This window comes from Streptomyces telluris (assembly GCF_024519335.1).
Taxonomy (GTDB): Bacteria; Actinomycetota; Actinomycetes; order Streptomycetales; family Streptomycetaceae; genus Streptomyces; species Streptomyces telluris.
Genome location: NZ_JANIID010000003.1, coordinates 90,515 through 109,855 on the forward strand (window position 1 = coordinate 90,515; position 19,341 = coordinate 109,855).

The window sequence follows — 19,341 nt, forward strand, 5'->3', positions numbered from 1 at the left end:
ACCCGTACGAGCGAAGGGCCCGGAAGCGTGATGCTTCCGGGCCCTCGTCGTGTCCGGTGCGGCCGCCGGATCAGCGGCCGGCGGGCTGCTGCGCGCCCTGGGAGGCCTGGCCCGTGGCCGGGCTCGGCTTCCCGGCGGCACCGGCCGGAGCGCCGGACGCGGCGCCCGACGGAGCCGTGGAGGGCTCGCCCGGCTGGCCGCTCGGCTGACCGCCGGGCTGGCCGCTCGGCTTGGTGCCGCCCGGCTTCGCGGCCGGGGTCGGCGCGGCCTCGGAGGGGCCCCAGTCCTTGAAGTAGCTCGTCGCGGGGACGACGAAGGCGCCGATGCGCACCTCGCCCGTCTCGCTGAAGTCGAACGCCAGCTCCTGCTGCTCGCCGTCCTTCAGGGCCTCGCGCCCCTCCGGCAGGACGGCCGAGGCGTTGCCCTTGCCGCCCAGGAGCACCGAGCCGCCGGCCGGCACGACGACGTCGCCGGAGCCCTTGGCCGGGCTGAGCTTCGCCTTGGCGCCGTTCTTGCCGGCCAGGGTGATCGTGCGGAGGGTCTGGTCCTTGCGGCCGTTGTTGAAGACCTGGCCGGTGATCACGGCCGGGCCCTTGGCGTTCAGGTCGGGCTGCGTGATCACGTTCAGGTTCTGCAGCTTGATGTCACCGACCGAGGTGGCGGCGTTGTCCGGCTTCACCTCGAGCGTCTGCGCGCTGTTGCCCGCCGCGCAGGCGGTGAGCGAGGCGATCGAGAGCACGAGGGCGGTAGCGGCGAGAGCGCCGCGTCGAAGGCTGCTGCTCACGGCGGCGGCATCTCCTTGGACGAGGTAAAGGGTGTGTCAGCGCGCTTAGGTTACCGACCCCCTCGGACGGCCCCGCACCCGACCCGCCCCCATGGTCAACTTCGCCCCCTGTCCGGCCCACGGCCGAATATCGCCGCCGGGCGGCCGTGCGGATGTCCGGCGGGCGCCGGTGTGGATTATCGGTGCGGAATGCGCGGGCGTGCGGAACGCGTTCCTGAATTGATCAAGTTCGCGGTGATCAATTCCCGATTCCGGTCGGTGAAGGCCGGCCCCGCCCCGAACGGAGTAGCGGAAGTCGGCCGAGCGGACCCCGGCAAAACGGGACGTTCGACCGCTCGCGAGCGCCTCTCCACGCGTGTAACGTGCCCGTTTCGCCTTGCCCGAAGAACCGCTCCCACCTGCGAATACCCGCTTCCGGAACCCTCCCGCAGCACGACGCGGTTGCTGTTGTCAAGCCCTGAGATATGCCCTGACCTGCGAAAACGCCATTCAGAACGGGGAGTTCCCGTGTTAGACTGGATAGCCACGGAAGGGGTACCTGTCACATGACGTTCAAGGTTGGCGACACCGTGGTCTATCCCCATCACGGGGCCGCGCTGATCGAGGCCATCGAAACTCGCCAGATCAAAGGCGTGGACAAGACCTACTTGGTGCTGAAGGTCGCCCAGGGTGACCTGACGGTTCGGGTGCCGGCGGACAATGCGGAGTTCGTCGGTGTGCGCGATGTGGTCGGCCAGGATGGGCTGGACCGGGTCTTCGAGGTGCTCCGCGCACCCTATGCGGAAGAGCCGACGAACTGGTCCCGTCGCTACAAGGCAAATCTCGAGAAGCTCGCGTCCGGTGACGTGATCAAGGTCGCCGAGGTCGTGCGCGACCTGTGGCGCCGCGAGCGCGAGCGCGGTCTGTCCGCCGGTGAGAAGCGCATGCTGGCCAAGGCGCGCCAGATCCTGGTGAGCGAGCTGGCCCTCGCCGAGAACACCAACGAGGACAAGGCCGAGGCCCTGCTCGACGAGGTTCTCGCGTCCTGACGCGAATGCCGGACACACCACAGGTGCCGGACGTAAAGAAGTGCCGCGGTGCCCGCGCGGTGACGCAAGTCATCCGCCGGGCGCTGCGGCATCTCTCGTTCCGGTGACGCCGGTGACCGGAGGACACCGGCGCACGCGCCGTACACGACTCGGTGTGCCGGGCCCGGGCAGCCGGCCCGACCAGCTGTCACGGAAGGGGCTGGTCGGGGCTTGCCCGGCACTCCCCCCGCTCTCCGAGCAGGGGGTACCCCCAGGCCATACCCAATCCGGCCGAGGAAGCAAACCTGAACGTGAACGCAATGTCTGATCGAGCCCCTGCCGTCACTCCCGCGCGCACCGCCGCGGTGATCCCCGCGGCCGGCCGGGGGGTCCGGCTCGGCCCGGGCGCCCCCAAGGCCCTGCGCGCCCTGGGCGGCACCCCGATGCTCGTCCACGCCGTCCGGGCGATGGCCGCCTCCCGCGCCGTCTCCCTGGTCGTCGTGGTCGCCCCGCCGGACGGCGCGGCCGAGGTCCGCGCCCTCCTCGACGACCACCCCCTCACCGGCCACGACCGCGCCGAGGTCCTCGTCGTCCCCGGCGGGGAGACCCGCCAGGAGTCCGTACGCCTCGGCCTCGCGGCCCTCCCCGCCGACGTCACCACCGTCCTCGTGCACGACGCCGCGCGCCCCCTGGTGCCCGTCGACACGGTCGACGCCGTGATCACCGCCGTCCGCGAGGGCGCCCCCGCCGTCGTCCCGGCCCTGCCGCTCGCCGACACCGTCAAGCAGGTCGAGCCGCGCACCGGCGCCGCCGCGGGCGAGCCCGAGCTCGTCACCGGCACCCCCGAGCGGTCCCTGCTGCGCGCCGTCCAGACACCCCAGGGCTTCGACCGGCGCACCCTGGACGCCGCCCACGAGAAGTTCGCCGCCCAGGAGGGCGAGGGCGCCACGGACGACGCCGGCATGGTCGAGCGCCTCGGCGCCCCCGTCGTCCTCGTGCCCGGCCACGAGGAGGCCTTCAAGGTGACCCGCCCCCTGGACCTCGTCCTCGCCGAGGCCGTACTCGCCCGCAGGAGGGCCAACGATGGCTTCTGACCGGATCCCCGCCCTGCCCCAGGTGGGCATCGGCACCGACACCCACGCCTTCGAGGAGGGCCGCGAGCTGTGGTGCGGCGGCCTCCTGTGGCCCGGTGAGACGGGCCTCGCCGGCCACTCCGACGCCGACGTCGTCGCCCACGCCGCCTGCAACGCCCTCTTCTCCGCCGCCGGCCTCGGCGACCTCGGCGCGCACTTCGGCACCGGCCGCCCCGAGTGGGCCGGCGCCTCCGGGGTCACGCTGCTGACCGAGGCCGCCCGCATCGTCCGCGAGGCCGGCTTCCTCATCGGCAACGTCGCCGTCCAGGTCGTCGGCGTCCGCCCCCGGATCGGCAAGCGCCGCGAAGAGGCGCAGAAGGTCCTCTCCGAGGCCGTCGGCGCGCCGGTGACGGTCTCCGGGGCCACGACGGACGGCCTGGGCTTCCCGGGCCGCGAGGAGGGCCTCACGGCCGTGGCGACGGCCCTGGTGGTCCGCGCCGACGCGTACTGAGCCCCGCCGGACCGCGCCGTGGGGTCAGATCGACCCCACGACCTTCCGCGGCGTGACCCGTACGACGACCCTCTCCGCGTCGTCCTTCGCCGCCGGGTTGAAGTCCGCGTAGTCCTTGCCGGTGTACTTCCGCGAGAGCTCGTTGATCAGCTCCTGGCCGCCCTCGGTGGTGATCTCGGCCGTGCCGCGGACCTCTGCGTAGGTGTACGGCGCGTTGTGCGGGTTGATCATCACCGTGACGCGCGGGTCGCGGCGCAGGTTCTTCTCCTTGCGCCGCCCGACGGTCGTGGAGATCAGCAGGTCGTCGCCGTCGTGCTTGACCCACGTGACCGTGACCTGGGGGCTGCCGTCGGGCTGGATCGTCGCGACCGTCGCGAAGACGGGGGAGTCGTCGAGGAGCTTCTTCAGGTCGTCGGAGAGCAAGGCGGCCACGGCGTGTTCCTTCCCTGGGGGGCGTGCGCGTGCGCGGTCGCGCTCACCGTATGCCGCACGCGTGGGAAACGGGCGCGTACAAGCCGGGACAAGCCGGAACGCGCCCGCAGTGGCCCAGTGGCCCAGTGGCCCAGTGAGCCCGTGGCCCAGTGACCCCGTGGCCCGGCGACCCGGAAGGATCGGCCCGGCCTCCGCCGGGCCCCGCCTCCGCCAGGCGCCTCCGTCAGGCCCCGTCCGGCCGGCCCGCGCCCACGCGGTCGGCCGCCGCCTGCTCGTACGGACCCGTCTCGTACGCCCGCAGCCGCTGCGCCACCGCGCCCTCGCGGACCTCCTCGCGCCCGGCGTGCTGCTCGGGCACGGCCGACGGCACGGCCGCCTTGGCGGGCGCACCGGCGCCCTTGGCGGCGTGCGCCGCCGCCTTCGGGCGGGGCGAGTGCTGCCGCACCTCCTCCATGCTGGAGCGCATCACGTTGCGCAGCCAGGTGCCCAGCGGCTTCTCCACGAACCGGTGCATCAGCCACGCCGCGCCGAGCATCACCAGGACCAGGCCGATGACCAGCAGGTGCCGGGGGACGCGGTCGCGCAGGGCGTAGATCAGCGTCATGCCGATGTACTGGTGGAGCAGGTACAGCGGGTAGGTGAGGGCGCCCGCCGTGGACAGCCAGCGCCACTGGATCCGGTTGAACGCGCCGCACGCGATCAGCGCCATCAGCACGAACGCGACGAAGACGATCAGCCGGGCGGGCCAGGCGGGGACGTTGTGCGTGGTGTTGTCCGCGACGCGCCGCGCGATCTGGTGCTCGGCGAGGAGCAGCGACAGGGCGACGATGCCCCACAGCAGCGCGGTGGGACGGTAGCGGTACATGAGGTAGAAGGCGATGCCGGCGACGAAGTACGGCTGGTAGAGCGGCATCGCCCACTGGTCGAGGAGCTTGATGTCCGCCTGGACCGAGGCCATCGCGACGACCGTCCACAGCGAGCAGAAGAGCACGCACTTGCGGTACGTCACGCCCGTGGCCACGACGATCGCGAAGAGTACGTAGAACTTCAGCTCGATGAAGAGCGTCCAGTAGACGCCGTCGACGTCCCAGACTCCGAAGCCCGTCTGGAGCATGGTCAGGTTCGTGAGGACGCTGTTGAATCCGCCGTTGATCTGCCGCACCTGCGGCCACAGCGAGATGACGGCCGCCGTCAGGAGGATCCCGACCCAGTACGCGGGGTAGACCCGCGACACCCGGGAGACCACGAAGTCGCCCAGCGAGCGGCCCCACGTGCTCATGCAGATCACGAAGCCGCTGATGAGGAAGAAGATCTCGACGCCGGTCCAGCCGTACTGCGCGAACTTCCACAGGTTGGGGAAGATGTGCTCGGGGTCCTCGCCCCAGCCGCCGCGCAGCGCCACGTAGTGGAAGAAGACGACCATGAGGGCCGCGAGCAGCCGCAGCGCGTCCAGGACGTAGAGCCTGGGCTTGGGAGCGGTGGTCCGCTGCCCGGCTGCCAGGCCGCCATCGAGGTCACCTCGTCTGGCGAAACGCATGTCGTCCTCTCCATCGGCTCAGATCGGCTCATCCTACGAGGGCCGTCCGCGCGCATGCTGACACAAGGACCCCCCGGCCCGCCGTGACAGTTATCTCCTGTCTCTGCCGTAATTCCAACCCCTGCCTGGAAACGGCTCCGGGGTGATCTTGTGATGATCTTGTGGTGGGCTCGCCGCCCGGCTCGCCGCGGACCCGCTATCCGGCCCGGATCTCCGCCGCGGCCCGCCGCAGCCCGCGCCCCAGCGCCCCCGCCAGCGGCCGCTCCACCAGGCGGTGCACCAGCCACGCCGTCAGCAGCATGCCCGTCACCAGCACGATCAGCAGGACGGCCGGAGGCAGGCCGCCGGCCGTCCGCCGGATGACCAGCCAGCCCACGCGCTCGTGGAGCAGATAGAGGGGATAGGTCAGCGCCCCGGCGGCGGTCAGCCAGGGGTGGCCGAGGCGGTGCGTCCGGCCGAGCGCGACCGCCCCCACGGCGAGGAAGAACAGCGCGAGCAGCACCGCCGTCGGCCAGTGGGGCACGCGGTGGCCCATGTACCCCTCGGCCCGCGTCTGGGCCGCCACCAGGTCGTGCTGGGCGACGAGGAAGCAGGCGGCGACGATCAGCCACAGCACGAGGTTGGGGCGGTAGCGGTGCATGAGGTAGAAGGCGATGCCCGCGATGAAGTACCAGCAGTCCTCCGGCATCAGCACCTGGTCGAGCACGGGCTCGTCCACCGCCGCCGCGACGGCCGCCGCGAAGCCCCACACCACGCAGAAGCCCACCGCCCGCGCGTACGTCAGCCCCTTCCCGGCGACGACCAGCGCGAAGAGCAGGTAGAAGCGCATCTCGACCCACAGCGTCCAGTACACGCCGTCGACGGGGTCCACCCCGAGGGGGGAGTGGAGCATGGTCAGGTTGACGGCGACGTCCCGCGCGCGGGGGGTTTCGCCCGGCACCGGCCACAAACGGACGACGAGTGCCACGGCGAGTACCGAGAACCAGTACGCGGGGAAGAGCCGGGTGACGCGCGAGGCGGCGAACCGGCCGACCCCCCTGCCCCAGCAGCTCATGCAGATCACGAAGCCACTGATCAGGAAGAACAGCTGCACGCCCAGCCAGCCGTAGGACGCCGGCAGGTGGGCGGTGGGGAAGACCGCCGCCGGCGGCCCGCCCCAGGCGCCGCTGCCGAACGCCACGTAGTGGTACGCCACCACCATCAGCGCCGCGAGCAGCCGCAGGCCGTCCAGCGCGGCCAGCCGGGCGCGCCCGTCGCTGCCGTCCGGGCTTCCGGGGGTCTCGGGGGGCTCCGCGTGCTCCTGCTGTACCGGCAGAGTGGGGTGCAACGCCCCTCCAGGTGAGGAAGGTGAGGCAGTGCCGGGGAAGCTATCACGTAAATCTGTAGTTTTTCCGCATTAACTACATAACGGGCAATGCGTGCCATCCCGCCATGGAACCCTTCGATCCGCCAGTTCACGGGCCGGATTGCCGGGGGCACTGCCGAACGCCCACTACTCTGGTTGCGTGACCATTCGCCTGTACGACACCAGCGCCCGGCAGATCCGCGACTTCTCCCCGCTCACTCCGGGCTGCGTCTCGATCTACCTGTGTGGCGCGACCGTGCAGGCCGCCCCGCACATCGGCCACATCCGGTCGGGCCTGAACTTCGACATCATGCGTCGCTGGTTCGCCTACCGCGGCTACGACGTGACCTTCGTCCGCAACGTCACGGACATCGACGACAAGATCATCACGAAGGCGGCGGACCAGGGCCGCCCCTGGTGGTCCATCGGCTACGAGAACGAGCGCGCCTTCAACAGCGCCTACGACGCCCTCGGCTGCCTGCCGCCGACCGTCGAGCCCCGCGCCACCGGCCACGTCACCGAGATGGTCGAGATGATGCGCGGTCTCATCGAGCGCGGCCACGCCTACGAGGCCGACGGCAACGTCTACTTCGACGTCCGCTCCTTCCCCGGCTACCTCCAGCTCTCCAACCAGGAGCTGGACAACCTCCTCCAGCCCTCCGGCGAGGGCGAGACCGGCAAGCGCGACCCCCGCGACTTCGCCATGTGGAAGGCCGCCAAGCCCGGCGAGCCCTCCTGGGAGACCCCCTGGGGCCGCGGCCGCCCCGGCTGGCACCTGGAGTGCTCCGCCATGGCCCACAAGTACCTCGGCGAGGCCTTCGACATCCACGGCGGCGGCCTCGACCTGATCTTCCCCCACCACGAGAACGAGATCGCCCAGGCCAAGGCCTTCGGCGACGCCTTCGCCTCGTACTGGGTGCACAACGCCTGGGTCACCATGAGCGGCGAGAAGATGTCGAAGTCCCTCGGCAACTCCGTCCTCGTCGCCGAGATGGTCAAGCACTGGCGCCCCATCGTCCTGCGCTACTACCTCGGCACCCCGCACTACCGCTCGATGATCGAGTACAGCGAGGAGGCCCTGCGCGAGGCCGAGGCCGGGTTCGCGCGGATCGAGGGCTTCATGCAGCGCGTCTGCGAGATGGCCGGCAAGACCGTCGAGCCCGCCGCCGAGGTCCCGCCCGCCTTCGCCGAGGCCATGGACGACGACCTGGGCGTCCCGCAGGCCCTCGCGATCGTGCACACCACCGTCCGCCAGGGCAATTCCGCCCTGACCGCGGACGACAAGGAATCCGCCGTCGCCCGCCTGGCAGAGGTCCGCGCCATGCTCGGCGTCCTCGGCCTCGACCCGCTGGACGAGCAGTGGGCCGGCGCCTCCGCCGGCCGCGGCGACGACCTCCACGGCGTGGTGGACTCCCTCGTCCGCCTCGTCCTCGACCAGCGGCAGGCCGCCCGCGCCCGCAAGGACTGGGCCGCCGCCGACGCCATCCGCGACCAGCTCCAGCACGCGGGCCTCGCCATCGAGGACACCCCGTCCGGACCGCGCTGGTCGCTGTCCTGAGGGACACTTTTCGTACGTACGTAGTAGGCAACCGCCGGGCGCAGTCCGGCGCAGCCGTCCGAAGCCCGTGAGGCCCGCCAGGGCCGAGCGGCGCGGAGGCGGCAGAGAAACAGAAGTCAGGTGACCCCATGGCCGGCAACAGCCAGCGCAGGAACCGCCGCACGTCCAACAAGAAGGGCGCGACGGTCGGCAGCGGCGGCCAGCGGCGCCGAGGCCTGGAGGGCAAGGGCCCGACCCCGCCCGCGTCCATGCGCAAGGGACACAAGAAGAACCGTCTCGCCAACGCGCAGGCCAAGCAGGCGGCGGCCCGCCGCCCCGCCCCCCGCCGCGGCGGCCCCAAGGGCCCCAACGAGCTCGTCGTCGGCCGCAACTCCGTCGTCGAGGCGCTGCGCGAGGGCGTGCCCGCCAAGACGCTCTACGTCCAGCAGTACCTCGACAACGACGAGCGCGTCCGCGAGGCCCTCCAGCTCGCCACGGACAAGGGCCTCAACCTCATGGAGGCTCCCCGTCCCGAGCTCGACCGGATGACCAACGGCCTCAACCACCAGGGCCTCGTCCTCTCGGTCCCGCCCTACGAGTACGCCCACCCCGAGGACCTCTCCGCCGCCGCTTTCGACGACGGCGAGGACCCGCTGATCGTCGCCCTCGACGGCATCACCGACCCGCGCAACCTCGGCGCCGTCGTCCGCTCCGTCTCCGCCTTCGGCGGCCACGGCGTCGTCGTCCCCGAGCGCCGCGCGGCCGGTATGACCGCCAGCGCCTGGAAGACCTCCGCCGGCACCGCCGCCCGGACGCCCGTCGCCCGCGCCACCAACATGACGCGGATGCTGGAGTCGTACCAGAAGGAAGGTCTGATCGTCGTCGGCCTCGCCGCCGACGGCGACGTCGAGCTCCACGAGCTCGAAGCCCTCGAAGGCCCGGTCGTCATCGTCGTCGGCAGCGAGGGCAAGGGCCTGTCCCGCCTCGTCGGCGAGACCTGCGACTTCCGCGTGCGCATCCCGATGCCGGGCGGCGCCGAGTCGCTCAACGCCGGTGTCGCCGCGGGCGTCGTGCTCTACGAGGCCGCGCGCCGCCGCGCCTGAAGAAACTCTCCTTGAGCGCAGGACGGGCCGGTTCACCGGCCCGTCCTGCGCTTAAGGGCTGGATCGACGGGCTCCGTTGACGCGACCCGGACAGTTCGACTCGGTCAAGGCAGTGTCCTAATCAGAAGTCACTCGGTTAGATGAGTGTGGACACCAGAACACCCCGCACACCCACGGGGGGAAGCTCTTCCGGGTACGACGACCAGCCCGCGCTGAGTACGGTGAAGGTTCCGTCCGACCCGGCGCAGATCGCCGTCAACCACGTGAGTTTCCGCGTGCAGCTCGCCCGGCCCCCGCGCGTCGCCCGCCAGTTCGCGGGCATCGCCGACACGGCGCAGCTGCCCACCGTCAAGAGCGCGCCCAAACGGCGCGCTCCCGTGGTGTGGAGCGGGCGGGCCGCCCCCGGCGACGCGGCGCCCACCGAACTCCTCCAGGCCGTACGGGACTCCGCCGTCACCGACGCGGGCTCCACCCAGGTGCTGCCCCGCATCCGCGTCGACGACCAGCACCCCTCCGTCGTGGGCCCCCGCAGCCACTCCGAGCGCACCGCCCCCGGCGAGCTCGTCGACGCCGCCGGCCCCGCCGCGCCCGGCACCCGGCTCCTGCACGGCGTCCGCCCCACGGACAGCGCCTACGACGAAGATCAGTACCGCTACCCGCAGTTCGACGGCCCCGACGCCGACTACGACGACGAGGACGGCGAGGACGAGAGCGCCGCCGCCAAGCGCAACAGCGACTCCGTCCGGCACGCCTACTACCCCGGCCGCCGGATGAACCTCGGCGTCGTCCTGCTGCCCCTGCGGATCTTCCTCGGCTTCATCTCCATCTACGCCGGCATGGGCAAGCTCTGCGACCCCGTCTACTTCGACGGCGGCAAGCGCGGCTCCATGGTCGCCTGGCTCACCGCCCTGCACCCCTGGGCCGCCGCCGAACCCCTGCGCGACCTCGCCCTCGCCCACCCCGTCGGCGCCGGCCTCACCGTCGCCTTCCTCCAGGTCGTCGTCGGCGTCCTCACCATCTTCGGCCTCTGGCAGCGCCTCGCCGCCACCGTCGGCGTCCTGCTGTCCGCCGTCCTCCTCGTCACCGTCAGCTGGCGCAGCGCCCCCGTCTACGACGCGCCCGACATCATCTACCTCGCCGCCTGGAGCCCCCTCGTGATCGCCGGGGCCCCCTTCTACTCCGTCGACGGACGCCTCGCCGGCGAGGCCTGGCGCCGCCTCGGCCCCCGCGCCGAGCTGTGGGAGCTCCGGCAGCGCGTCCTGCGCCGCGGCACGATCATGGCCACCGTCCTCATCGGCCTCACCCTGCTGGTCGGCTCCACCCTCGGCGGCGCCGTCCGCTCCTCCCAGACCGTCAAGGTCCCCGGCCCCAGCGACCCGCCCGTCAACAACCTCCCCGGCTCGCCCTACCCCCAGAGCCCGGGCACCTCCACCCCCCGCGGCCCCCGCAGCCCCTCCGCCGTCGGCACCCCCCGGCCCACGGCCCCCGGCACCCACACGGCGACCCCCTCCGCCACGGCCCCGGCCGCGCCCGGCGCCGCCCGCACCCCCACCGGCGCGGCGGCCGGCGGCACCGGACACCCCGGCGCCAGCCAGGGCGTCCGCCCGGCCCCGCAGACGCCGCGGCAGCCGGCCGCGCCCGCGGCGCCCCGCAGCCCCTCCGGCGGCTCCTCGGCCTCCAGCGGCACGAGCAGCACCACGAACAACACCGGAGGCAGCTCCTCCGGCGGTTCGACGGGCGGCACCCGCACGGGAGGAGCGCTCGGCGGCCTCCTCGGCTGAGCAGGGCGCTCCACGCAGCACACGGCCCCCGCACCGGGAAGGTGCGGGGGCCGTCGTGTGTACCCGGGCCGGAGTCCGGCGTACCCGGGCCGGAGTCCGGCGGGCGGCTAGGCCGCGCCGCCCCGCGCGAGCTCCCGCGCGGCCTCCGTGAGGTCCTTGGCCGTGTCGATGGCCCGCCAGTACGCCCCGTGCGGCAGGGGGTAGCCCGCGAGGCGCCGCTCGCGCGCCAGCCGGGGGAACGTGGTGCGCTCGTGGTCGCCGTGCTCCGGCAGCAGCTCCGTGAAGGCGGCGGAGAAGACGTAGACGCCCGCGTTGATCAGATACGGGGAGGGCGGGGACTCGATGAAGTCCAGGACGTGCCCGAACTCGTCGGTCTCGACGGCCCCCCAGGGGATCCGGGGCCGGGCCAGGGCCAGGGTGGCCGCCGCGTCACGCTCGTGGTGGAAGGCGGCCATCTCGCGCAGCGAGAAGCGGGTCCAGATGTCGCCGTTGGTGGCGTACCAGGGGCGGTCGGGGTGCGGCAGGGAGGCCGCCGCGAACTTCAGGCCGCCGCCCCGGCCGAGCGGCTCCTGCTCGACGACCGTCGTCACCCGCAGCGGCAGGTCGGCCGACACGAGCCACTCCTGCAGGACCTCCGCCAGATGGCCGCACGAGACCACGGCGTCGGTGACGCCCTCGGCGGCCAGCCAGGCCAGTTGGTGGCCGATGATCGGGGTCCCGGTGCCGGGAATCTCGACCATCGGCTTGGGGCGGTCGTCGGTGTACGGGCGCAGCCGCGACCCCTGGCCGCCGGCCAGGATCACGGCTTGGGTGGGGTACGGATACGCGTGCGTGCCGGTCATGCACCGCACGATATGCGGTGCCGTCCGCGGACGGACCGGCGGTGGCGGCGCCGTGCCCCCTTGCGGCGGTCAGCGGCTCTGGACGCCGGAGGCGTACGACGTGTCGCAGACCGGACGGGCGTAGCGCTGGGCCTGCCGGGGGCCGTACTTGGCGACCGCCGCGCGCCCGAGGCTCCGCGCGATCTCGACGCAGTGCCGGGCGAGCGAGGGACGGCCGTTGGTGGCCTCCTGGAGGTGGCTGAGGGCGACCCCCGGGTTCTTCTCCTGCAGCTCGGTCAGGAGCTTGTCGTGCAGCACCTCGTGCGGCGCGCGGATCCGGGCTTGGGTGGAGGCGTTGTCGGAGGACGCGGTGAGCACCTGCGAATCGGCAGGCGCGGCCCACGGGACACGGGTCACCGCGAGCGTCCCCGAGAGGACGAGGACGACGGGGAGTACGAAGGCAAGAGTTCTGCCGATGTGGCGGGCGGCCTGGTTCATGCCGCAGATGGTAGCGAGGGGTAATGACGCCGCGACATCTAGTCACCCGGTCGAGGGATGCGTCTGGTGGTGCGGATGGTCGCAGGGTTGACGCACAGAGCTCGAAAAGAGCGATCTGGCAGGGAAAACAGCAACTGATGCTGCTTCAGGGCGAAAAACACCCGCCCCCGGGCCATTCGGACGGCACGGGGGCGGGGTTCGTGCGGCGCGGACCGCGGCCGCACCACGCGCGCGGTCGCTCAGTCGCTCAGTCGCTCGCCCGAGGAGGTCGAGAAGACGTGCAGCTCACCCGGGCGCGGGACGACGTGCAGGATCGAACCCTTCTCGGGCACGCGGCGGCCGTTGACGCGCACGACGAGGTCCTTCTGCTCGCCGCCGACCTCGGCCGTGCCGTACACGTATCCGTCGGCGCCCAGCTCCTCCACCACGTTGACGGTGACCGCCAGGCCGGCCGGGGCGTCCTTCGACTCCTTGCCGAGCGACGTCGCCGTCCCGCCGTTCTGTTCGACCACGTCGAAGTGCTCCGGGCGGACACCCACGGTGACGGTCCGGTCACCCTCGCCCGTGCCCGCGAGGGCCTCGCGCGACACCGGGACGACGCTGTTGCCGAACTTCACGCCGCCGTCGGTGACCGGCACCTCGACCAGGTTCATCGCCGGCGAGCCGATGAAGCCCGCGACGAAGAGGTTGGCCGGCCGGTCGTACATGTTCCGCGGCGAGTCGATCTGCTGCAGCAGGCCGTCCTTGAGCACCGCCACGCGGTCGCCCATGGTCATGGCCTCGACCTGGTCGTGGGTGACGTAGACCGTGGTGATGCCCAGGCGGCGCTGCAGCCCGGCGATCTGCGTGCGCGTCTGCACGCGCAGCTTCGCGTCCAGGTTCGACAGCGGCTCGTCCATGAGGAACACCTGGGGCTCGCGCACGATCGCCCGCCCCATCGCCACGCGCTGCCGCTGACCGCCGGAGAGCGCCTTGGGCTTGCGCCCCAGGTACTCGGTGAGGTCCAGGATCTTCGCCGCGTCCTCCACCTTCTGGCGGATCTCCGACTTGGGCACGCCCGCGATCTTCAGCGCGAAGCCCATGTTGTCGGCGACCGTCATGTGCGGGTAGAGCGCGTAGTTCTGGAACACCATGGCGATGTCCCGGTCCTTCGGCGGCAGATGGGTGACGTCCCGGTCACCGATCCGGATCGCCCCTCCGTTGACGTCCTCGAGCCCCGCGAGCATCCGCAGCGAGGTCGACTTCCCGCACCCGGACGGGCCGACCAGGACGAGGAACTCACCGTCCTCGATGGAGATGTCGAGCTGATCGACGGCGGGCTTGTCGGCCCCCGGGTAGATCCGGGTCGCCTTGTCGTACGTGACCGTGGCCATGGTGATGCAGTCCCTTCACCGGCAGGAACGTGCCGGACGATCCGTTGTAGAGGGAGTGGTCCAGTCCAATCGAACCGGGCTGCTGGTGACGGTACCTGGGCTAAGACCTCCTGTCAGTAACGGGAGGGGGAAGATTTCTTGGGTGGGTGCGGGCAGAGCATCGCACTTTTGGCCTGACTCTCCGGAGGAGAGGTTCCTGCTTCCTCCGCCCGATGTGGGGCGGGCTTCGCCTGTTGCCAGCGCCAAGTAGTGCCCTGAGGGCGCCACCGGCTGGTCTTACACGGCTCCACAGGCCTTACGACCGACGGCCCGTCGGCACGTACTGCATCAAGTCACTGCTGGGTATCCCTCGATTTCGGCAGCCCGGATCAGGGAAGGGGGCGTCTTGCCGCGTGGTAGTGCCCCCACCACCAGCTTGTACAGCCGCAGCCCTTCTTCGCGGAGGTTGACCGCCGCATTCACATCCCGATCATGTTCTGCGCCGCACATGGCGCAGGCCCAGACCCGCACGGACAGATCCTTCGGACCACCGTTGGTGTGGCATGCGGAGCAGCGCAGGGTGGAGGGAAAGTGGCGGTTCACAACGACGAGCGTGCGGCCGTACCACTCCGCCTTATAGGTGAGCTGCTGCAGCAGTTCTCCCCACCCGCCGTCCGAGATCGCTTCATTGAGCCGGGCCCTCCTGCGGGCCTGCATGCCGGACCGGTCACGCTTCATGCCCGCGATATCCAGATCCTCCACCACGAGCACTTGGTTCTCGCGCACGAGGCGGGTGGTGAGCTGGTCGAGCATGTTCTTGCGGACGTCACGGATGCGCGCATACAGCCGGGCTATCGCCAGTCTGACCTTGTTTCTGTTGCTCGACCCCCTCTTCTTGTGGTGCAACTGCCTTTGCAGGCTGACCAGACGAGCCCGGTAGCGGCGCAGGAGGCGTGGGTGGTCGATCTTGCTGCCGTCGTCGAGCGTGACCAGGTGGGCTATGCCCAAATCAAGTCCGACGGCCTTCAACGTAGGCGTCACGGCCGGCGGCAAAGGGGCTATGCACTCCTTCACCAGAACGAGGAGGAAGTAACGGCCCGCCCTGTCCCGTGTTACTGTCACCTTGACTGGAAGAGTCCCCGCAGGCAGAGCGCGTGACCAGCGGACATTCAGCGGCTCGGCTTGCTTGGCCAGATGGATCAGCCCGGTGCCGGGGCACTCCGGATCCTCGAACCACCGGAACCCGGTACGGACGTACGTCGCGGAATCCTTCGCCCGGCCCTTCTTCTTCCGTTTCGGATGGCGCGCCCCGCCCCGGAAGAAGCGGGAGAACGCCGTATCCAGATGCCGTAACGACTGCTGCAGCACGGCCGACGACACCTCCCGTAACCACGACGTCTCCTCCGCCCGCCGCCAGCCCGTCAGCGCCCGGCACGTCTCCGCGTATCCGATCGAGATCCGGCGCTGCTCCCAGCTGTGGTTCCGCAGTTCGAGGCCCTGGTTGTAGACCCAGCGGCACGCGCCGAAAGTCTTGGACAGCTGCTCGGCCTGCTGAGCGGTCGGGTAGAAGCGGAAGCGGTAGGTGCGCTCGCGCGTCCCCGCCTCCTTGGCGCGGCCCTTCATTGCCCCTCCCCCTGTGCTGGTGACCGGACCAGCACACCAGTCTCAACGACTCCCATTCGAAAAGGTCACCAATATTTCTTTATGTCACCTTCTGGGTATGGCTTGTGGGGGTGCGGCTAGCAAGCCTGTGGATGGCCGAACGGGCCGCTGTGTAGAGTGGTGCCGCGTTCGCGGGCAGTGTTCGCGCACGTCAGGCCGCCTTAGCTCAGTTGGCTAGAGCACCGGCTTTGTAACCCGGATGTCGTCGGTTCGATTCCGACAGGCGGCTCAAGAAAGCGCAGCTCAGCACGCCAGCGGCCCTCCGTGAAAGATCACGGAGGGCCGTTGGTGTTTGCAATCGCGTACAGCTAACGCCTCAGCGTCGTACCTCCTCGCCCGCGTCCAGGCGGCGGTTCTCCGTGTACGGGAGGGCGCCCGTCGCCGGGTCCGGGCGCGGGGCGTCCTGGTGGCCGGGCCACCAGGCCTTGTGGCCCAGGAGGGACGTGACGGTCGGGACGAGGAGCATGGCCATCACGAAGGCCGTGAGCAGGATGCCGAAGGCGACCGCGAAGCCCATCTGCTGGAGCATGGAGTTGTCGGCCAGCAGGAGGACGCCGAAGGTGCCGGCGAGGATTATCGCGGCGGAGGCGATGGTGGGCGCCGAGCGGGCGACGGCGGTGTGGATGGCCTCACGGGCGGGGACGCCGCGCCGGACCTCCTCGCGCAGGCGGGCGACCATGAGGATGTTGTAGTCGGTGCCGATGGCGACGACGAAGAGGTAGACGATGACCGGCAGCATGAACAGCAGGCCGTTCTTGTGCTGGAGGTCCTGGAAGAGCCAGACGGTGGAGCCGAGCGTGGCGCCGAAGCCCAGGGCGACGGAGATCATCAGGTAGAGCGGGGCGACGATGCTGCGGAGCAGCAGGCCCAGGATGATCATGATCGCGAGTCCGGCGATGGGGAAGACCAGCTTGTAGTCGTGGCTGACGGCCTTCTCCACGTCGGCGAGGACGGCGGAGGTGCCGCCGACGTAGGCCTTGGTGCCGTCGGGCGCGGCCTTGTGGGCGGTGGTGCGCAGGGTGCCGCCGGCGAGGTCGATGGCCTTGTCCTCGGTGGGGCGGTACTTGAGGACGACGCTGTACTGGGCGACGGTGCCGTCGGGGTTGACGACGGGGTCGGAGACGGCGCCGACGCCTTCGATGCCGGCGAGGTCCTTCTTGTACGTGCCGAGGGCGCCCTTGTCGAGGGTGCCGCTGCGGGACTCGACGTAGACCATGGCGGGGTCGGACTGGCCGGCGGAGAAGCCGCGCTGCAGGTCCTTCATCGCCTGGACGGATTCGAGCTTCTGCGGCAGCTGGCTGTCGGTGTCGAATTCGGCCTTGAAGCTGACGGCGCCGAGGGCGAGGACGGCCAGGAAGGCGGCGGAGAGCACGGCGATGGCGGCGGGGCGGCGGGCGACGAGCGCGCCGAGGCCGTCGGAGAGGCGGCTGCGGGAGCGCTTCTTCCAGGCCTTGGAGGGCCAGAAGGCCTTGGTGCCGAGGAGGGAGAAGACGGCCGGCACGAGGGTGAGCGCGGCGATGAGGGTCACGCCGACGGCGATGGCGAGCGAGGGGCCCATCGCCCGCATCATGCCCATGGTGGACAGGAGGAGGGCGAGGAAGGCGACGATGACGGCGCCGGCGGCGGAGGCGATGGTTTCGCCGACGCGGGCGACGGCGTTGGTGAGGGCCTCCTTGGGCTGCTGCCCGTCGCGCAGCTCTTCGCGGTAGCGGAAGAGGAGGAAGAGGATGTAGTCGGTGCCGACGCCGAAGAGGACGACGATGAGGATGGCGGAGATGGAGTTGTCCGCCTTGAGTCCGCCGAGTTCGGCGGCGGTGCCGATGAGGCCGAGGGCGACGGCGAAGACGAGGGCGATGATGATGACGGGCATCAGCGCTATCAGCGGGCTGCGGAAGATGACCAGCAGCAGGATGATGATCAGGAGGAGCGTGGCCGACATGATCATCGCGTCGGTGTCGCCGGAGGATTCCTGGGCGTCCAGGGCGGTGGCCGCCTGGCCGGTGAAGCCGGCCTTCAAGTGGGTGCCGTTCAGCAGGCCCTTGGCGTCCTGACGGAGGTCCTTGACGGCGTCGGGCAGGGTTTGGTCCTGCGAGTTCTTGTTGACGGCGATGACGTTGGCCAGGGCGATCTCGCCGTTGGGGGAGACGGCCTGGGGGTTCGTCTCGATGCGGGCGATGCCCTTGCGGTGCTTGTCGTGCAGCCCGCCGGTCACCTTGGCGACGTCGGCGCGGTCGGCTGCGGTGAGCTTCCCGCCGTCGGAGCGCTGGAAGACGACGATGGCGGAGGGCTGTTCGGTTTTGGGGAAGGCCTTTTCCTGGAGCTTGCCCGCCTGTACGGATTCGTAATGTGAAGGAAGGAATTCCGTTTCATCGGTCGTGGACTTCAGCCCGGGGGCCAGCAGGCTGAGGGCCACCGCGGCGATGATCCAGCCGGCGATGGTGAGCCAAGGTCGGTGGACGGCGAACCGCCCGACTCGTCGGAACATGGTGCTCCTAGCTAGGCGAGCATGAACTGCAGCAGGAGGCTGCAGGTGTGAACTACAGGCATGAACACGCTAGACATCCCCGAATTTCCCCACAACGGAATCGGGGGGAAATCGGCCCTGGGTCGGGGTAACTCTCATCCGGCCGGATGAGGGGGCATCACCCGTGAGGTAGAGAATCGCATCGCCGACCACCTTCGTCCGGATTACTCTGCCCCCATGAGCGATGCTGCCGCCTCCGCCCCCACCCCGCCCGGCGGACCGAAGGGCGGGCCCGCCTATGCCGCCCGCCTGGAGCGCGCCGCCGTGGCGGCCGCAGACTCCGGTCTCGCCGGTCTGATCGTCACACCGGGCCCGGACTTGGACTGGCTGACGGGCTACCGCCCGCCCGTGACCGAGCGGTTGACCGCCCTGCTGATCGCGCCGGGCACCCGGCCGCGGCTGCTGGTGCCCGCTCTGGAGCGCCCGGACGCTGAACGGGCCCCCGCCGCCTCGGCCTTGTCCGTCACCGGCTGGAGCGACGGCCGGGATCCGTACGCGGCGCTGGCCCCGCTGCTCGACCCGAAGGGCCGCTACGGCGTCTCGGACAACGCGTGGGCGCTGCACGTGCTCGCGCTGCAACGCACCTGCCCGGGCGTGTCGTACGGGGCGTTCACCGAGGTCATGCCGATGCTGCGGGCGGTGAAGGACGCCTACGAGGTGGAGCGGCTGGCGGCTGCGGGCGCCGCGGCGGACGCGGCGTACGAGCAGGTGGTGGGGCTGCGGTTCGCGGGGCGGCGCGAGTGCGAGGTGGCGGCGGACCTGGCGCGGCTGCTGCGCGAACACGGCCACAGCCAGGTCGATTTCACGATTGTCGGTTCTGGTCCGAACGGTGCGAATCCGCATCACGACGCGGGCGACCGGGTCATCGAGCTCGGTGACATGGTCGTCATGGACTTCGGCGGCCTGAAGGACGGCTACGGCTCGGACACCACGCGCACGGTGCACGTGGGCGAGCCGACGGCCGAGGAGCGCAAGGTGCACGACGTGGTGCGCGAGGCGCAGCAGGCGGCGTTCGAGGCGGTGCGTCCCGGTGTGGCGTGCCAGGAGATCGACCGGGTGGCGCGGCAGGTCATCCGTGGCGCGGGCTACGGGGAATACTTCATTCACCGTACGGGTCACGGGATCGGGGTGACGACGCACGAGCCGCCGTACCTGGTGGAGGGCGAGCACCTGCCGCTGGTTCCGGGGATGTGTTTCTCGATCGAGCCGGGGATTTATCTTCCGGGTCGTTTCGGGGTGCGCATCGAGGACATTGTGGTGTGCACGGACTCGGGTGGGCGGCGGCTGAACAATACGTCGCACGGGATGCGGGTGGTGGCCTGAAAGGCCCTTACACGCACCGCGGTTGCGCCGGGGCTTGCGACAGGCCCGTGC

At 70.9% G+C, this 19,341-nt stretch carries 16 protein-coding genes and 1 tRNA gene; 8 read left to right on the forward strand and 9 right to left on the reverse strand.

Going from position 1 to position 19,341, the window contains the following annotated elements; all coding sequences use genetic code 11:
* Positions 1 to 70: 70 nt before the first annotated feature.
* The gene (locus tag NQU55_RS04685; RefSeq protein ID WP_168095294.1) at positions 71 to 784 is read right to left on the reverse strand and encodes a DUF461 domain-containing protein; all 714 of its coding nucleotides are present in this window, start codon (positions 782 to 784) and stop codon (positions 71 to 73) included.
* Positions 785 to 1,329: 545 nt separating this feature from the next.
* Between NQU55_RS04685 and NQU55_RS04690 the strand changes: the two genes are divergently transcribed.
* The 3 genes from NQU55_RS04690 (at position 1,330) to ispF (ending at position 3,375) form a co-directional block, all read left to right on the forward strand.
* Entirely contained in the window at positions 1,330 to 1,812 is a 483-nt protein-coding gene (locus tag NQU55_RS04690) for a CarD family transcriptional regulator (protein ID WP_003953493.1), read from the forward strand.
* A 299-nt stretch (positions 1,813 to 2,111) separates the two neighbouring features.
* On the forward strand, positions 2,112 to 2,885 hold the full coding sequence (ispD, locus tag NQU55_RS04695) for a 2-C-methyl-D-erythritol 4-phosphate cytidylyltransferase (RefSeq protein ID WP_058045736.1): 774 nt from the start codon (positions 2,112 to 2,114) through the stop codon (positions 2,883 to 2,885).
* Positions 2,875 to 3,375 (forward strand): 2-C-methyl-D-erythritol 2,4-cyclodiphosphate synthase, encoded by a 501-nt coding sequence (ispF, locus tag NQU55_RS04700; protein ID WP_058045737.1) that lies wholly within the window; start codon positions 2,875 to 2,877, stop codon positions 3,373 to 3,375. Before ispD ends, ispF begins: the two co-directional genes overlap by 11 nt.
* Before the next feature lie 24 nt (positions 3,376 to 3,399).
* Here the strand turns inward: ispF and NQU55_RS04705 are convergent, their stop codons facing one another.
* The 3 genes from NQU55_RS04705 to NQU55_RS04715 all read right to left on the reverse strand — a co-directional run bounded on the left by NQU55_RS04705 (position 3,400) and on the right by NQU55_RS04715 (position 6,671).
* A complete protein-coding gene (locus NQU55_RS04705) occupies positions 3,400 to 3,807 on the reverse strand; it encodes a TIGR03618 family F420-dependent PPOX class oxidoreductase (RefSeq protein ID WP_168096969.1) in 408 nt (135 codons plus the stop codon).
* Positions 3,808 to 4,030: 223 nt separating this feature from the next.
* A complete protein-coding gene (locus tag NQU55_RS04710) occupies positions 4,031 to 5,344 on the reverse strand; it encodes an acyltransferase family protein (RefSeq protein ID WP_168097026.1) in 1,314 nt (437 codons plus the stop codon).
* Between the two features lie 196 nt (positions 5,345 to 5,540).
* Complete coding sequence (locus NQU55_RS04715; protein WP_168096038.1) at positions 5,541 to 6,671, reverse strand: acyltransferase family protein; 1,131 nt, start codon at positions 6,669 to 6,671, stop codon at positions 5,541 to 5,543.
* A gap of 178 nt (positions 6,672 to 6,849) precedes the next feature.
* Here NQU55_RS04715 and cysS point away from each other — a divergent pair, with 178 nt between their 5' ends.
* From cysS to NQU55_RS04730, 3 genes are all read left to right on the forward strand, one after another.
* A complete protein-coding gene (cysS, locus tag NQU55_RS04720) occupies positions 6,850 to 8,247 on the forward strand; it encodes a cysteine--tRNA ligase (protein WP_168096037.1) in 1,398 nt (465 codons plus the stop codon).
* A 128-nt stretch (positions 8,248 to 8,375) separates the two neighbouring features.
* Entirely contained in the window at positions 8,376 to 9,329 is a 954-nt protein-coding gene (gene rlmB, locus NQU55_RS04725) for a 23S rRNA (guanosine(2251)-2'-O)-methyltransferase RlmB (protein ID WP_168096036.1), read from the forward strand.
* A 140-nt stretch (positions 9,330 to 9,469) separates the two neighbouring features.
* The gene (locus NQU55_RS04730; RefSeq protein ID WP_256789834.1) at positions 9,470 to 11,110 is read left to right on the forward strand and encodes a DoxX family protein; all 1,641 of its coding nucleotides are present in this window, start codon (positions 9,470 to 9,472) and stop codon (positions 11,108 to 11,110) included.
* A 107-nt stretch (positions 11,111 to 11,217) separates the two neighbouring features.
* On the opposite strand, the gene NQU55_RS04735 is transcribed toward NQU55_RS04730, so the two are convergent.
* From NQU55_RS04735 to NQU55_RS04750, 4 genes are all read right to left on the reverse strand, one after another.
* On the reverse strand, positions 11,218 to 11,952 hold the full coding sequence (locus tag NQU55_RS04735; protein WP_168095065.1) for a nucleotidyltransferase family protein: 735 nt from the start codon (positions 11,950 to 11,952) through the stop codon (positions 11,218 to 11,220).
* 69 nt (positions 11,953 to 12,021) lie between these two features.
* The gene (locus NQU55_RS04740; protein ID WP_058045744.1) at positions 12,022 to 12,429 is read right to left on the reverse strand and encodes a hypothetical protein; all 408 of its coding nucleotides are present in this window, start codon (positions 12,427 to 12,429) and stop codon (positions 12,022 to 12,024) included.
* Positions 12,430 to 12,668: 239 nt separating this feature from the next.
* On the reverse strand, positions 12,669 to 13,802 hold the full coding sequence (locus tag NQU55_RS04745; protein ID WP_168095066.1) for an ABC transporter ATP-binding protein: 1,134 nt from the start codon (positions 13,800 to 13,802) through the stop codon (positions 12,669 to 12,671).
* A gap of 327 nt (positions 13,803 to 14,129) precedes the next feature.
* Entirely contained in the window at positions 14,130 to 15,404 is a 1,275-nt protein-coding gene (locus NQU55_RS04750) for an RNA-guided endonuclease InsQ/TnpB family protein (protein ID WP_206329821.1), read from the reverse strand.
* 194 nt (positions 15,405 to 15,598) lie between these two features.
* Here NQU55_RS04750 and NQU55_RS04755 point away from each other — a divergent pair.
* Positions 15,599 to 15,672 (forward strand) — tRNA-Thr (locus NQU55_RS04755).
* Between the two features lie 87 nt (positions 15,673 to 15,759).
* Here NQU55_RS04755 and NQU55_RS04760 read toward each other — a convergent pair.
* Positions 15,760 to 17,928: an MMPL family transporter gene (locus NQU55_RS04760; protein ID WP_256789840.1), complete on the reverse strand. Its 2,169-nt coding sequence runs from the start codon at positions 17,926 to 17,928 to the stop codon at positions 15,760 to 15,762.
* A 216-nt stretch (positions 17,929 to 18,144) separates the two neighbouring features.
* On the opposite strand from NQU55_RS04760, the gene NQU55_RS04765 reads away from it, so the two are divergent.
* Positions 18,145 to 19,290, forward strand: a complete 1,146-nt coding sequence (locus NQU55_RS04765) for an aminopeptidase P family protein (RefSeq protein WP_256789841.1) — start codon at positions 18,145 to 18,147, stop codon at positions 19,288 to 19,290.
* Positions 19,291 to 19,341 lie beyond the last annotated feature (51 nt).